This is a genomic window from Vibrio sp. 10N.222.48.A3, from assembly GCF_041475345.1.
Classification (GTDB): Bacteria; Pseudomonadota; Gammaproteobacteria; order Enterobacterales; family Vibrionaceae; genus Vibrio; species Vibrio tasmaniensis_A.
In genome coordinates this window covers 1-1105 of the sequence record NZ_JBFRVX010000575.1, presented here as the reverse complement: position 1 = coordinate 1105, position 1105 = coordinate 1, and the positions used below count along the sequence as shown (strand labels likewise).

1 protein-coding gene and 1 pseudogene are annotated in these 1105 nt (G+C 37.4%); both read left to right on the top strand.

The genetic code is table 11. The features are described 5' to 3' along the window. A pseudogene (locus AB4653_RS16365) lies at positions 1–348 on the top strand (ISAs1 family transposase); the annotation flags it as partial. A 293-nt stretch (positions 349–641) separates the two neighbouring features. Next, positions 642–1105 (top strand): MCP four helix bundle domain-containing protein (locus AB4653_RS16360; RefSeq protein ID WP_372104745.1); only part of this gene is annotated, 464 nt, incomplete at its 3' end.

Below are 1105 nucleotides of genomic sequence, written 5' to 3'. Positions count from 1 at the left end.
GTTGAAAACTTCCGTATTGAGAAATGAAAAGTAATCGACCTAGAGTATCGTTACTATATCAGCTCCAAAGTGCTAAGCGCAGAGCAAGCTGCGATGGCAGTTAGAGAGCTTTGGGATATAGAGTCAATGCATTGGGTACTTGATGTCAGTATGAATGAGGATGCGTGCCAGATATACAAAGACCATGGAGCGGAGAATCTATCTTGCTTGCGTCATATGAGCTTAAATATGCTCAGAGAAGAGCCAACTAAGCTAAGCATTGTTGGGAAGCAAAAGCGATGCATGATGAATACAACCATTCTAGAGGCAGTATTAAGTGCTGGTTTTACTCAGGCGGTGAAAAACTAGGCACTCATGCGGTCGCCCTGCTGCTCAATTGACACTAAATTATGGTTTTTTTATACAACCTCATTCAACTGAGGTATTTACTCTATTTTTTAACGAAAATACCACCATATTCTAGTTAAAAGTGAACTGCTGTATCGAATTCACGCTAAGTTGATGTTAATTCAGCCAATATTCGGCTATATTACACTCGATGAATAAGGGCGTAACGATTTTTATTCTCACTCCTCGGTTGTTAAGGTAGGTAATGTGCCATTAGTCATGGCGTTATTTTTAGAATAAATGTGGGTTCATTGATGAGTATTAAAGATTTAAGTGTAGTAAAGAAAATTGGGTTGAGTTACTTAGCCGTATTTCTGGTTTTTGCAGTTGTTTCTGTAGTGATGATGTCGAGTTTATTATCACTGAATAAAAACACAGCGATATTAACTGATAAAAGCCTGCCATCGGTTGCCTTGCTTAAAGGTATTCAAGTTGATATTACAAAAGTTCGTAAAGATGAATTTTCGCTTCTGTCAAATGCAAAGCATCCCAAAATCGCGGAATGGATAGAGGGGCTTGAACAATGGAGGGAAAATGTTCAACAAGGTATTTTGTCGTATGAAGCTCTAGCGCTGAGTGAGCAAGAAAAGCGTTCTTTTAAAGTATTTAAAGATACATGGAATAGTTATATTTCTGAAACGCAGCAATATAATTATTTACTTGCACAAGGTAAGGCAAAAAAAGCAAATGAAGTTGTTTTATCTAGTTTCACTACATA